Source organism: Streptomyces sp. NBC_01450 (genome assembly GCF_036227505.1).
In the GTDB taxonomy this organism is placed as follows: domain Bacteria; phylum Actinomycetota; class Actinomycetes; order Streptomycetales; family Streptomycetaceae; genus Streptomyces.
In genome coordinates, this window is record NZ_CP109480.1 from 560,475 (window position 1) to 573,643 (window position 13,169).

The following is a 13,169-nucleotide window of genomic DNA, read 5'->3' on the forward strand; positions in this document are numbered from 1 at the left end:
TCGCCCGCCCGGACCGCGCGGGGCGGGCCGGGCGGGCGAGGCCGGAGGGCGGAGCGGTCAGGGGGTGAGCTGCCACTGCTGGATGTAGCCGACGTCGATCGCGGCGGTGTCCTGGACCCTCAGTTTCCAGGTGCCGGTCACGGGTTGCGCGGAGGCGTCGACGGTGAAGGTCTGGTCGACGTTGTCGGCGCTGCCGCCACTGTGGTTCAGCAGCGGGTACACGGTGCCGTCGGGGCCGACCAGGGAGACCGTCAGGTCACCGCGGTAGGTGTGGATGATCTTGACGTAGACCTGAGTGGTGGCCGAGGCGTTGCCGGACTGGCCGGTGATGGTGATCGGCGACTCGACCGCGGCTCCGGCGTCGGGGATGTCCACCCTCGTGCTGTTGGCGAAGATGTTCGCCACGCGCCAGGTGAAGCTCACCGAGACCGACGCTCCCGTACTGTCGGTGACCGTCAGGGTCACGTCGCTGCTTCCGGTGGTGGTCGGAACCCCGGAGATCAGGCCGGTGTCGCTGATCGTCAGACCGTCCGGCAGGCCGGTGGCCGCGTAGGTCAGGCCGGCGCCGGAGTTGGTGGTGTAGGCGCTGGTCTGCAGGGAGACCTGCTGGCCGACGCCACTGGTCTGGTCGTCGATCGGGGCCACGTTGACGCCCAGCGCGATCCGGTCACCGACGTGGATCCCGGCCCAGGCGGCGGCGACGGCGAGGTAGGTGTCGCTGTACGCGCCGAAGAGGTCGGCCGCGGCCTGGAGGGTCGCGGTGCGGGCCCCGGCGTAGTTGGTGCTGGAGGTCATGTAGGTGGTCAGGGCCCGGTACCAGACCCGCTGGGCGTTCTCGATGCCGATGCCGGTCACCGGTACACCGTCGTAGGTCGGGCTGTCGTAGGAGACCCCGTTGACGGTCTTGGCGCCGCTGCCCTCGGAGAGCAGGTAGAAGAAGTGGTTGGCCGGTCCGGAGGAGTAGTGGACGTCGAGGCCGCCCAGTGAGGAGTCCCAGTTGTCGCGGGACGCCCCGTCCTTGGAGGGCTTGTCCATGTAGCGCAGCGGGGTGCCGTTGCCGTTGATGTCGATCTTCTCGCCGACCAGGTAGTCGGGGACGTCGGCGGCCAGGTTGGCATGGAACTCCACCGCGGCGGCGAAGATGTCCGAGGTCGCCTCGTTGAGGCCACCGGACTCGCCCGAGTAGGTGAGACCCGCCGTGGCGGCGGTCACGCCGTGGCTCATCTCGTGTGCGGCGACGTCCAGGGCGGTCAGCGGGTGCGCGTTGCTCGCACCGTCCCCGTACGTCATGCAGAAGCAGCTGTCGGACCAGAAGGCGTTGACGTAGCTGTTGCCGTAGTGGGCGCGGCTGTAGGCGGCCACGCCGTCGTTGCGGATGCCGTTGCGGCCGAAGACGTCCTTGTAGTAGTCCCAGGTGGCCGCGGCGCCGAAGGCGACGTCCACGCCGGCCGTCTGCCGGTTGCTCTGGGTACCGTCGCCCCAGACATCGTTGTCATCCGTGAAGAGGGTGCCGGTGCCCGAGGTGCCCTGGTTCAGGTCGTAGGTGCGGTGACCCGCGCGGTCGCCGTCCACGAGCTGGTACGTGGAGCCGGACGGCGTGGTGCTGAGCGGAACCGATCCGGCGTACTGGCCCGTGCCCGTGCCGGTGCGCACCGCCTGGAAGTCGAACAGGGCCTTGCCCGAGGTGGCGTCGGTGATGACGTGGAGCTCGCTCGGCGTGCCGTCGTCCTGGGTGCCGCCGACCACCGACTCCCAGGCCAGTACCGGCTCGGCTCCGGCGGCCCAGACGACGAGCCGGGGAGCGCCGTCGACCGCGGGACGCGTGGCGTCGGCCTTCTTCGCGACCGCGAGTGCCTTGTGGGCGGCGGTCGAGGAGGTGACGCGGGCGGTCGTGGTCGCCACCTTGAGATCGGCCTTGCTCGCCTCGGACACGGTGGAGAGACCGTTCTTGACGTGTACGACGAGGTCGCCGCCGAGCACCGGCAGACCGGCGTAGGTGCGCTCGTAGCGGGTGTGCGTGGTGCCGTCGGCGTCCTTCGCGACGTCCTTGACGATCAGCTTCTCCTTGGAGCCGAGATCGAGGATCTTCGCGGTGTCACCGACCGCGGCGGTCGCGCTCTTGAGCAGCGCGGCGTGCGCGGCGGGAGACAGCTTCGCCGGGGCGGCACCGGCCCGGGGAGTGGCGACGATCTTCGCGTGGCCGCGGTCGAGGGGAGCGGCGGACGCGACGCCGGTGTGGAAACCGGCAGCGAGCAGCGTGCCGGCGGCGGTGAGCGCCAACGCCGCGGTGTATCTGCGTCGGTGCGAGGGGCGGTGGGGCGGGAGCAAGGGCTTCTCCTTCTGGCGACGATCGGCCCGTGGTCGAGGCCGAGAGAGCGGGCCGACAGGGTGTGGCCGGCTGGCGACGCGCTGAGCAGGGAAGGGCGCTGCACGAGGTGGCCCACGAGGGGTGTGACGGAACTCGGCGGCGCGCGACAGGTGGGGGGTGTGAAGGAACGGTGAACGTTCAAGAGCAGACTGACATCGCATGCACAGTCTTGTCATGGAGATGACAAAGCAACGGCTGAAATTGGCTATTGATTGCTGGATGTTCACCCCGGCTCAGGGCGCTTTTCGGCCGAGGCCGGACGGTCAGGGGGGCACGGGTGACGCGGGTGACACGGGTGACGAACGGCGCGAAGGTCCGCCGGGTGGGTCGATCAGGCGGCGCGGGCCGGTCGGCATCCCAGGGGAAGGGCCACATCGTCCGTGACCACGTCACAGGCGGACAGAGCACGTTCGGCGGGGCCGCGCGTCAGAGTGCCCTCCCGCAAGAGCGCTGTGCCCTCCTCCGAACGCGCCCGACCGGCTGGCGTCCCGGCCTTGGAATACGCCCGTACGATGGTCAGTTGTACCCGGGCGTGCAACGTGATCCGGAACCACTCGCCGGCCTCCATCCCCTCTTGGCGGGACGGTTCAGCCCTTACAAGTTCGACCCGTCGGCCGCCGTCGACGACCACTCCCTCGACTTGCTGCTGGAAGCCGCGCGGTGGGCACCGTCCGCGGGGAACTCCCAGCCATGGGGGTTCTTCACGAGCCGGCCCGGTGAGCGGGAGCACGAAAGGGTGGTGCGCCATCTCGCGCCCAGCTCGGCCCGGTGGGCGACGGACGCAGGCCTCCTCGTCGTCACGCTGGCGCGCCGCTACGTCGGCGACACGCGGCTGCTCTACTCCGAGTTCGCGGACTACGACCTCGGGCAGGCCGTCGCCCACCTGACCGTCCAGGGCCAGGCGATGGGACTGGACGCCCACCAGTTCCGGGCCTTCGACCTGGAAGGCCTCACCAAAGAACTGTGCCCGGACCCGGGATGGGTGATCGTCTCCATGATCGCGCTCGGAAAGGCCGCCGAAGAGCCGTCGGCGAGCCGCGACCGACGCAGCGTCGCCGACCTGCGTTCCGCCCCCTGGTCGCTGTCGGAGTAGCACTGTGACCGGGCGGGTTCGCCGGGTTGGCGGTGATGCTCATGACCGACCTGCTCTCTCGACACCCCGCGTCCCGTCATCGGACATGACCCGAGCGCGGGTTGCCACCCCTTTGCCGGCTGGTTCATCGCTTCCATGGGTACAGTGGGCGGGGCCCCGGGCGCGCCAGGACACGGACCGGCCCGGTACGGGAAGCCAGGCCTGACCATGAATCAGCGGAATCGGCGGGACCAGGGTGCGCGCCGTCGACCGGTGCGGTTCGCGACGTTCAACGTGCTGCACGGCCGACCGCTGCCGAACGGCAGGCCCTTCTCCCCCGCCCCGAACCCGGCAGGCGATCCGCTCGCCCGAGCTGTCCAGTCCCTGGGCGCCGATGTCCTGGCGTTGCAGGAACTGGACCGCCTCCAGGAGCGCTCGGGCGGGGTCGACCAGGCGTCGGTCGCCGCCGACGCGGCGGGACTGAGGCACTGGCGCTACGCGAGCGCGTTCCACGCCCGTTCCACACCGCACCGGGGATGGGTCCTCGACCCGGCCGAGCCGGGGTTGCGGGTGTACGGCCCACGGGACGCGACTTCGGCCACGGATGTCCCCTCGCACGGAATCGCTTTGCTCTCCCGGTTGCCGGTACGGGAGTGGCGGGCCCGGCGGTTGGCCCCGGCACCCCTCGGTATGCCCCTGAGAATGGCCGGGCGACCCGGGCTCACCATGGTTCGGGACCAGCCGCGCGCCGCGCTGGCCGCCGTACTGGAGGGACCGGGCGGTCCGTTCACGGCGGTGGCGGTGCATCTGTCGTTCGTACCGGGATGGAACATCCGGCAGCTCCTCGCGGTCCGCGGCTGGATCGCCGACCTGCCCTCACCTCATGTCCTGCTGGGCGACTTCAACCTGGTCGGTGTCCTGCCCAGGGCCGTACTCGACGCGCCCCGCAAGGCCCGCACCGCACCGTCGCCCCGCGGTTGGCGGGATCTGGCCCGCGTCCCGACCTATCCCGCGCACCGTCCGGTCGTGCAGTTCGACCATGTGCTCGCGACCGGCGTCGGCGTGAGCGCGGCGAGCGGAGCGCGCACACCGGTGACGGGGATCTCGGACCATCGCCCGCTCGTGCTGGAACTGTCCCTTTGAACCTCGTCCGTTCGGCCCGCCGTGCCGAGTACGGCGCGGGTCATGAGGTCGGCCAGGGCCGAACGGGACAGTATCGCGGTCTCGCGGGAGCGGCGCGCAGTCGGCCTCAACGGCCCGTCCGTATCAGGCCCGTCAGGTAGCGCCAGAGCGACGAGCGGCGCTGGACGGCCTGGTTCGTCGCCACCGTCCCGGGTGTGTCGGGTTTGTCGGATTCTGGCTCCGCGGCCCGTTCCTGCCCTTCCGGTGCCAACAGGGCGACCGGCGAGGCGAGTTCGTACCGTACGGGCAGCGATCGCAGTCCGCGCATGAACGGGGAGGAGCGCCAGGGCAGTTGGTCCACCGGGAGGGCGAGTTCCAGGTGGGAGAAGCGCTCGAACAGCCGGCTCACACCCGCCGCCGCGACCGTCGACGCCAGCTCGCGCGCCGGGCACTGGCGCCGGCCCGCGCCCCACGCGAGATGCGCCCGGGTGCTGATCGTCGTGTTGGCCACCACGTGGTCGGCGAAGACGGGATCGGCGTGCGCGGCGGCGGAGGACACCCACACCGGATCGCCTTCGCGGATGGTGTAGTTGCCGAGGGGAGTGTCCTTCGCCGCGAACCTCGGTACGAAGTTCACCAGCGGCGGCTTGCGCATGACGACCCGGTTCATGGTCTCCCTGACCATCCCGGCGGACAGGCTGGCCCGCGCGCCGCCCTCCCCCGCGATGACCTCGACCACGGTGTTGGAGATCAGGATGCCGACGTGGTCGGACGTCATGCCGAGCAGCATGAACAGCTCACGGGCAAGCGCGTCGAGGGAGAGGTCGGGGTGGGCGGCCAGCAGGTAGGAGGGGAAGTCGTCGCCCGGCCGTGTCCGCTTGGCCGCCGCCAGCTCCACCAGGGTCTCCAGCAGGCGTTCCAGGGCGGGTTCCGCGTCCGGCCCCGCGTCGAGCACCCGCCACATGTCCATCAGCGCGTCGTCACCCTGTGAGCCGGGGAAGCCGAGCAGATGGCTTGCCACCATCAGCGGCAGCGGTCGCGCGAACTGCGCCGACAGGTCGGCCACGCCCGTGCCGCCGCCCTGGCCCAACAGGGTGATCAGTTCGTCGGCGTGGGCCGTGACGGCCGTCTTCAGCCGCTTCGTCTGGGGATGGCGCGGGTCCTGGAAGGGCTTGAGCGCCGCGTCCCAGGCCGTACGCAGCGGCTGATAGCCGGGACCGCCCTGGATCAGCACATGGTTCACCTCCAGGGAGGGGCCGAGCGGCCAGTCGGCGGGAACCCTGCCCTCCGACCGGGCCCGCCAGTTCTCCAGGCCCTTCGGCCACGCGTCGTCGTCCTGGAGGACCTGGAGCGACTCGCGGTATCCCAGGACCAACCACGCGGGGACACCCAGCAGGTCGACCGGCGCGACCGGGCCGTGACGCTGCCTCAGCCGCTCGTACACGAGCGCGGGGCGCGTCTCGTAGTCCCGGGTCATCAGCGGCTGCGCGCTCATCGCCTCCAGCCGCGTGTCGTCCACGTCCATGGATCCGCCGTCCCCCACGTGGGATTCCACCGTTCGCAGTCCTCCGACATTCCCCGCCCCGGCGCCGGTTCGTAGCCCCTCAGTGGCTACGAACCGGTGGCAGACCTTACCCCAGGCCGCGTGAACGGGCCGCCGCGGGGCGCCACTTGGTTCAGGCCGTGACCTGCGCTGGTTTGCCCGGGGTGCGCAGGACCGGATCGGTGCGCAGTCGCAGGAAGGCGAGTCCGAGGGCGACGGCCTGCAGCGCGGCGCACACGGCGATGACGTAGTCGAGGGCCCACGGTGAGGTGAGGGCGACCACGATGCCCGCGAGCGGGAAGGGCAGCAGCAGAAGCAGGATGGTCAGGGAGAGGGTGCTGCCGAAGACCGCGGCCGGGATGAGGAGTGAGCGCAGGGTGCGCAGGACGACGGTCAGGCCGCCGTCGCCCGCCATGAACAGCGCCATGAGGACGACGTACGCGGTGTACGTGGGCGCGTGGGCCAGGGCGAGACAGGCCGCGGACGCGACGGTGGAGCACACCACGCCGACTCCCCACAGGCCCAACCGGTTGAGCGCGAAGCGGCAGACCGTGACCGTCAGGAGCGTGGAGGCCGCGGCCACCGACCAGAGGGTGCCGACGGCCGCGGGGGAGAGACCGAAGCGCTCGACGACGATGATCGGGCTGGCGGACTGGAGCAGCCCGAGTGCGAGGTTGGAGACGGTCAGGCCGCCCACCAGCCAACCGAGCGCGGGCAGTGAACGCAGCGTCCGCCAGCCCGTTCTGAGGCCCACTCCCCGCTGTGTGGTGCCGGGCTGGGAGCCGCGCAGGGGGGTCGGCGGGGTCTGCAGGGCGAGGGCCGCCGCCAGACACGACAGCACGCTCAGAACGGCGAGCATGTGGGCCGGCCCGGCCAGCAGCAGGACGCCGCCGAGCGCGGGTCCGGTGAGCGTCGCCGTCTGGTCGATGCCGATCAGGATGGCCTGAACCTTGTGTGCCTGGGTGTCCGCGCGGCGGCTGACGATCGCGCCCACTGCTTCGTTGGCGATGAAGCTGAACTGCGTCAGGGTGCCGGTCGCGGCGGCCAGCGCCATCACGACGAGTGTCTCCGCCGTCCCCCGCTCCAGCATCGTCAGCGCGACGCTCCCGCCCGCCACGAGGACCGCGCGCGCCGAGGAGGCGAGGAAGAACACGATGGCGGCCCCCCGCCGGTCGACGAGATCACCGGCCAGGCCGAAGGCCGCCACCCGCGGCAGCCACTCCAGCGCGAAGGCCAGCCCGGTCAGCGAGGCGGATTCGGTCGTGGCCAGCACCAGGAGCGGCATGGCGTACGTCGACATGGAGAAGGCGAGCGCGTCGAAGGCCCGCGGTGCGTAGACCCGGCGGAGCAGGCTGCCGGGAGGTACGGCGGCATGCCGACCGGCCGGTCGGCCCTCGTACAGTTGAATGGTCACGGAGTTTGGGGGGCTTTCACTCAGCTGTGATGGGGAACGCCCGGCGGGCTCAGACAGCCCTCAGGCAGGCAGGTGCACGACAGTCATCGAGTTTGGGAGCCGCCCCGCCGTCCACGGTGCGGCGTCCCGGCGGCGGTCGGCTCGACATCGCCGGAGCACCTACGGGGTTGTACGGACCGCCTCGCCACCAGGACCGGTGCAGAGAGGACTGTTCGTCCACGCCATGGCGCGATGTCGGGTCACGCGAACTCCGCTCGGAATGAAGGCGAGTCGGGAAACGGGCATGCGGGATGAATCGACACGACCGAGACCGGGGAAGGGGCATCGACGCAAGCCTTGTTTAGGCATCAACATCTGTGCAGCCACAAGGTAGCCGATACTTTGGGATCACCCGAAAGGGTAATCGGCCAAAGTCACCGGCCTGCGACTGAATATGACATCAGCAACTCGGGGGCCGTGCAAGAGGAGCGCCGGATCCCGGTCGACCGGATGCGGTGGCGCCCCGCCGAACCGGCGTCACGCCGGTCGATCGCGGCGGCCGCAGGGGAGGTACCGACGTGTCAGCATGGGCCGGTGACCGAACCGTTGTCCTCATCCGGTGTGCGGCTCATGGACGTCGGCCGCCTTCGTCTGGTCGAAACGTGGGGCCCCATGGGTGTCGCCCGAGGAACGGCTTGCCATGGACCGCGCCTGGGAGGAGGCGGTGTCCGTGAATCCGTATCTCTTCGACGGGCCGATGGTTGCCTGCATGGGGTGGGAACGGCAGGAGCGGGAGCTGGTCCTCTCGTGGGCGAGGGCGACGTACCGCTATCGGGCGCTTCGCGGGATCCGGGGCGTCAACGGGTGGACGCCCGGGTCCGTGTTCGTGACGGTCCTGCAGCCGACGGACGACGGGGAACTGGTCGTGGGCCGGGAGTCGGCAACCACGTCGGCTCCCGGCCGCTGGCAGTTGCCGGGCGGGGTGGCCGAGCCGCCGGAGGCGGGTGCCACCCTCGATCTGTCCGCGCTGGGGCGGCACGCCGCCCGGGAACTGGCCGAGGAGACCGGAATCGATGTGGAACCCGAGGACCTGACCCTGTGGGGCGTCACCCGGGGCAACACCGGGAACGTCGGTGTCCACTTCCTCGCGCCTCGCCTGCCGGTGGCCCTCGTACGCGAGAGCCACGCGGCCCTGGTGGCCTCGTCCGCCGCGCAGGGGCCCGGCCCGGAGCTGGACCGGCTCACGAGCGTGCGCTCCGCGGCGCAGGTGACCGGGCTCGGCCGGTACGTGGATTACCTGCCGGACGTGGTGCGCCGGTATGTGAGGGCAGCGCGATGAGCTCTTCCGCGGCGAACCGGCAGAAGCGGACCCGAACGGTGAAATCGCACCCTCCGGTTTGCGGTGTCCACCTCCGGGCCACACGGTGAAGAAAGGCATGTCGCCGCACCGAACTCGTCGGCGGCCTCGAGAGGAAAGCGACCGTGATGATGAAGGGCAACGCGAGAACGAAGCAGCTCAGGGGCAAGATGAGGGAGACCCTCGGCAAGGCCCTGGGCGACAAATCCATGCAGAGGGCGGGCCGCGGCGAGCAGCTGCGCGGCAAGGCCCAGGAGATGACCGAAAGGGCCGCGGGCCAGATCCGCCATCGGACCAAGCACTGAGGATGACGGTCCGAACGTCCCGGATACGGTCGTCGGCGCCCTGGGGCAGGAGCGTCAGCGCCCTGGGGCACGGTCCTCAGCGCCGTGGGTGTACGAACCATGCCGCTCGGTCCGCGCACGGCGATGAGCGGCGTTCCGGCCTCCCGGCCGGGGCCGCCCTGGCGACCGGGGCCGCCGGGCGACCGTGCCGGGGACGTCACCTCCCGCTCGCGTCCGCCGGATCGGCGCGTGGCGGGCCTGCTCCGCCCTGCCACACGCCCCGTTGAGTCGCGTGGCTCAGGGAGCCCTACGCGTTCGTCAGCCGAAGCCGTAGATCGACCTCCTGGTCGCCGGAGGCGGATCCGGACACCTGGACGTCGAAGGCCGACGTGAGGGTCTCCCGCAGCCGGTCCACCGCCACGGGGCCGCCCTGGAGCTCCACGGTGACGGAGCCGTCCAGGGAGCTTTCCGGCGGGAGCGCCGCGTCGCGCGCGTCGCGCCCGACGAGGAAGGCTCCGGTCCAGGTGTCGGACGGGGCGGTGCTGTCGTGCCGTGGCGCCTCGTCGCCGCTCTCCGGAGCGAAGCGCGTACCCAGGACGCGCAACACGGTGTCCGCGTCCGCGACGGAGCAGGTGTCCAGGACGACCTGCACCAGCTCCGGGGAAGAGGCCCGCCGATCGGTCGGGTCGACGGATGACGAAGTGTCGTGCGCGGTGCTGTTCATGATGTCCTCTCACGTCTCCTGGTCGTGCCCGGCACCGGCGGTGCGGGGCCGAACCGCGTGCGGATCGCGTTGTCGTCAGAGTTCGCGCAGGGCGGGCAGCGGTGTCTTCTCGGCCCAGGCGATGAACGGAAGCTGCTGGTCGCCGCCCACCCTGGCCGGCCGCCGAGAGCCCAGCGGAACCGTTCGTGCGCGCGGGCGACCGCGACAAGGTCACGGGGTCGGTCTGCTCGGTCATCACCGCGTAGCCGATATGCGCCATATTCTCCGCATTACCCATAGCGATGATCCGAAACATCCCACCGCTGGACGCCGTGCGCGTCGCGGCCGCGTGGCCCGCGCCTCGACGGCGACCTGCGGGAACCTGATCAAGATTGGCCGCCTCGGCATCGAGAAGACCGGGCCGTCGGCCCGTACCCATGGTCACGGGGTCGCCCGCCCCTGACATGGCCGACATTCGAAGAACAGGCAGCCTCATGAACGCATCCGCTTCCATCGGCGTCACCGGCCTCGGAGTGATGGGCCGCAACCTGGCCCGTAACTTCGCCCGGAACGGTTACACCGTCGCCGTCCACAACCGCTCCGCCGGCCGCACCCGCGCGCTGGTCGAGGAGTTCGGCCACGAGGGCTCCTTCGTCCCGGCCGAGACGGCCGAGGAGTTCGTGGCCGCGCTCGCCCGGCCCCGCCGCCTCATGATCATGGTGCAGGCCGGTGCGGCCACCGACGCCGTCATCGACGAGTTCGCCCCGCTCCTGGAAAACGGCGACATGATCATCGACGGCGGCAACGCCCACTTCGCCGACACCCGCCGCCGCGAGGCCGCGCTGCGCGAACGCGGCCTGCACTTCGTCGGCGCGGGCATCTCCGGCGGTGAGGAGGGCGCGCTCAACGGGCCGAGCATCATGCCCGGCGGCTCGACGGAGTCGTACGCCGTGCTCGGCCCGATGTTCGAGAGCATCAGCGCCAAGGTCGACGGCGAACCCTGCGCCACCCACATCGGTACCGACGGCGCCGGACACTTCGTCAAGATGGTCCACAACGGCATCGAATACGCCGACATGCAGCTCATCGCCGAGGCCTACGACCTGCTGCGCCAGGTCGCCGGCTACAGCCCCGCCGAGATCGCCGACGTCTTCCGCACCTGGAACGAGGGCCGCCTCGGCTCCTATCTGGTCGAGATCACCGCCGAGGTCCTCGCCCACACCGACCCGCAGACCGGCGGCGCGTTCGTCGACATCGTGGACGACGCCGCCGGGCAGAAGGGCACCGGCCGCTGGACCGTACAGACCGCCCTCGACCTGGCCTCCCCGGTCACCGCCATCGCCCAGGCCACCTTCGCCCGCGCCGCCTCCGGCCAGAGCGACCTGCGCGCCGCCTACCGAGGGCTGCCCGGCGGCACCACTCCCCCGCTCAGCCCCACCGAGGCCACACGCTTCACCGCCCAGGTCGAACACGCCCTGTACGCCTCGAAGGTCATCGCCTACGACCAGGGCTGGAAGATGATCCTGGACGCCGCCGCCGAGTACGGCTGGAAGATCGACCTCGGCGCGGTCGCCAGGATCTGGCGCGGTGGCTGCATCATCCGCGCCTCCTTCCTCGACCGTATCCGCGCCGCGTACGCCACCGACCCAGACCTCGTCAGCCTGCTCGCCGAGGACGGTTTCGCCCAGGAGATCAGCGACGCCCAGGTGCCCTGGCGGGAGATCGTCGCCTCCGCCGCCCGGCGCGGCATCCCCGTCCCCGCGTTCTCCGCCGCGCTCGCGCACTACGACACCCTGCGCGCCGACCGCCTGCCCGCCGCCCTCCTCCAGGGGCAGCGCGACTACTTCGGCGCCCACACCTACCGGCGCACCGACCGCGAGGGCTCCTTCCACACCCACTGGTCCCAGCCGGACCGCCCCGAAACCTCCGCCTGACAAGGACTCGGGCGGCGCGGGACGCGGCGCGCGCGTCACTTCCGTGTGGTGGGCCTCAGCAGCAGGCCGACCAGGGCCGTGGTCAGCAGCAGTGCCGCGGCCATCAGGAGGCTGACGCGCGGGCCGTGCAGGAAGCCCGGAGATACCCAGGGTGCGGTTGCGCACCAGCTCCGGGGGCACCATCGGGTTCCTGCCGCGCGCCGCACGGGCGGGCGCCTTTCCTGAAGTGCCCCTCGGGTGACCTCCGCACGGATGCGGCAGCACCCCGTACGAGAGCTCGGGGCGCGTCTCGTACGGGGTGGTCTCGGGCGGACGGTGCCGCGGTGGGTCAGGCCAGGGTCGCGGTGTCGATCACGAAGCGGTAGCGCACGTCCGAGGCCAGGACGCGCTCGTACGCCTCGTTGATCTTCTCGGCGGGGATGATCTCGACCTCGGCGCCGATGCTGTGCTCGGCGCAGAAGTCGAGCATCTCCTGGGTCTCGCGGATGCCGCCGATCAGCGAACCCGCGTACACCCGGCCCTGCATGATCAGCGAGAACACGTTCAGCGACAGCGGCTCCGCGGGAGCGCCGACGTTGACCATCGCACCGCCCACGGCGAGCAGGCCGAGGTAGGCGTCGAGGTCGAGCTTGGCGCTGACCGTGTTGAGGACGACGTCGAAGGTGCCGGCGAGCTGCTCGAAGGTGGCAGGGTCGCTGGTGGCGTGGTAGTGCTGGGCGCCCAGACGCAGGCCGTCGTCCATCTTCTTCAGCGACTGCGACAGGACGGTGACCTCGGCGCCCATCGCGTGCGCGATCTTGACGGCCATATGGCCGAGTCCGCCGAGTCCGATGACGGCGACCTTCTTGCCGGGGCCCGCGCCCCAGCGGCGCAGCGGGGAGTACGTGGTGATGCCCGCGCACAGCAGCGGGGCGGCCTCGTCGAGGCCGAGGCCCTCGGGGACGGTGACGACGAAGTCGTCGTTGACCACGACATGGGTGGAGTAGCCGCCCTGGGTCAGGGTGCCGTCGGCGTCGATCGAGCCGTAGGTGAGGGTATTGCCCTTGAGGCAGTACTGCTCCTCGCCCCGCAGGCAGGGCACGCACTCACGGCAGGAGTTGACCACGCAGCCGACGCCGACCCGGTCGCCCACGGCGTGCCGGGTGACTTCGGAGCCGACCTGGGTGACGATGCCGGCGATCTCGTGGCCGGGGACCAGGGGGTAGGTCGCCGGGCCCCACTCGCTGCGGACGTTGTGGATGTCGGAGTGGCAGATGCCGCAGTACTTGATGTCGATGAGGACGTCGTGCGGCCCGACGTCACGGCGCTCGACGGTGGTCGGCGCGAGCGGTTCGGTCGCCGAGGTGGCGGCGTATGCGGGGACGGTAAGCACGGTTCTCCAGTGGGGGGTGAA

General features: G+C 71.0%; 10 protein-coding genes. 5 read left to right on the forward strand and 5 right to left on the reverse strand.

Features of this window, described 5'->3' with window-relative positions; genetic code table 11:
* Positions 1 to 57: 57 nt before the first annotated feature.
* Complete coding sequence (locus OG568_RS02595; RefSeq protein ID WP_329530083.1) at positions 58 to 2,328, reverse strand: M4 family metallopeptidase; 2,271 nt, start codon at positions 2,326 to 2,328, stop codon at positions 58 to 60.
* A 614-nt stretch (positions 2,329 to 2,942) separates the two neighbouring features.
* On the opposite strand from OG568_RS02595, the gene OG568_RS02600 reads away from it, so the two are divergent.
* Together OG568_RS02600 and OG568_RS02605 are read left to right on the forward strand one after the other, a co-directional pair.
* Positions 2,943 to 3,461 (forward strand): nitroreductase family protein, encoded by a 519-nt coding sequence (locus OG568_RS02600; protein ID WP_329530084.1) that lies wholly within the window; start codon positions 2,943 to 2,945, stop codon positions 3,459 to 3,461.
* Between the two features lie 207 nt (positions 3,462 to 3,668).
* Positions 3,669 to 4,583: an endonuclease/exonuclease/phosphatase family protein gene (locus OG568_RS02605; protein WP_329530085.1), complete on the forward strand. Its 915-nt coding sequence runs from the start codon at positions 3,669 to 3,671 to the stop codon at positions 4,581 to 4,583.
* A 106-nt stretch (positions 4,584 to 4,689) separates the two neighbouring features.
* Here the strand turns inward: OG568_RS02605 and OG568_RS02610 are convergent, their stop codons facing one another.
* Both OG568_RS02610 and OG568_RS02615 read right to left on the reverse strand, forming a co-directional pair.
* Complete coding sequence (locus tag OG568_RS02610) at positions 4,690 to 6,087, reverse strand: cytochrome P450 (protein ID WP_329536245.1); 1,398 nt, start codon at positions 6,085 to 6,087, stop codon at positions 4,690 to 4,692.
* Between the two features lie 151 nt (positions 6,088 to 6,238).
* Positions 6,239 to 7,519 carry an MFS transporter gene (locus OG568_RS02615; RefSeq protein ID WP_266424172.1) on the reverse strand — a complete coding sequence of 427 codons (1,281 nt, stop codon included), beginning with the start codon at positions 7,517 to 7,519 and terminating at the stop codon, positions 6,239 to 6,241.
* Positions 7,520 to 8,198: 679 nt separating this feature from the next.
* Here OG568_RS02615 and OG568_RS02620 point away from each other — a divergent pair.
* Positions 8,199 to 8,837 carry an NUDIX hydrolase gene (locus OG568_RS02620; RefSeq protein ID WP_329530086.1) on the forward strand — a complete coding sequence of 213 codons (639 nt, stop codon included), beginning with the start codon at positions 8,199 to 8,201 and terminating at the stop codon, positions 8,835 to 8,837.
* A 146-nt stretch (positions 8,838 to 8,983) separates the two neighbouring features.
* The gene (locus OG568_RS02625; protein WP_266424177.1) at positions 8,984 to 9,160 is read left to right on the forward strand and encodes a CsbD family protein; all 177 of its coding nucleotides are present in this window, start codon (positions 8,984 to 8,986) and stop codon (positions 9,158 to 9,160) included.
* A 286-nt stretch (positions 9,161 to 9,446) separates the two neighbouring features.
* On the opposite strand, the gene OG568_RS02630 is transcribed toward OG568_RS02625, so the two are convergent.
* Positions 9,447 to 9,863 carry a hypothetical protein gene (locus OG568_RS02630; RefSeq protein ID WP_329530087.1) on the reverse strand — a complete coding sequence of 139 codons (417 nt, stop codon included), beginning with the start codon at positions 9,861 to 9,863 and terminating at the stop codon, positions 9,447 to 9,449.
* Positions 9,864 to 10,336: 473 nt separating this feature from the next.
* On the opposite strand from OG568_RS02630, the gene gndA reads away from it, so the two are divergent.
* On the forward strand, positions 10,337 to 11,776 hold the full coding sequence (gene gndA, locus OG568_RS02635; RefSeq protein WP_329530088.1) for an NADP-dependent phosphogluconate dehydrogenase: 1,440 nt from the start codon (positions 10,337 to 10,339) through the stop codon (positions 11,774 to 11,776).
* A gap of 328 nt (positions 11,777 to 12,104) precedes the next feature.
* Here the strand turns inward: gndA and OG568_RS02640 are convergent, their stop codons facing one another.
* Positions 12,105 to 13,148, reverse strand: a complete 1,044-nt coding sequence (locus OG568_RS02640) for an NAD(P)-dependent alcohol dehydrogenase (protein ID WP_329530089.1) — start codon at positions 13,146 to 13,148, stop codon at positions 12,105 to 12,107.
* Between the last annotated feature and the right edge of the window lie 21 nt (positions 13,149 to 13,169).

Coding starts and splice junctions, on each gene's coding strand:
- OG568_RS02605 (WP_329530085.1), top strand. CDS start 3,669: ATGAATCAGCGGAATCGGCGGGACCAGGGTGCGCGCCGTCGACCGGTG.
- OG568_RS02610 (WP_329536245.1), bottom strand. CDS start 6,087: ATGGACGTGGACGACACGCGGCTGGAGGCGATGAGCGCGCAGCCGCTG.
- OG568_RS02620 (WP_329530086.1), top strand. CDS start 8,199: ATGGACCGCGCCTGGGAGGAGGCGGTGTCCGTGAATCCGTATCTCTTC.
- OG568_RS02625 (WP_266424177.1), top strand. CDS start 8,984: ATGATGAAGGGCAACGCGAGAACGAAGCAGCTCAGGGGCAAGATGAGG.
- OG568_RS02630 (WP_329530087.1), bottom strand. CDS start 9,863: ATGAACAGCACCGCGCACGACACTTCGTCATCCGTCGACCCGACCGAT.
- gndA (WP_329530088.1), top strand. CDS start 10,337: ATGAACGCATCCGCTTCCATCGGCGTCACCGGCCTCGGAGTGATGGGC.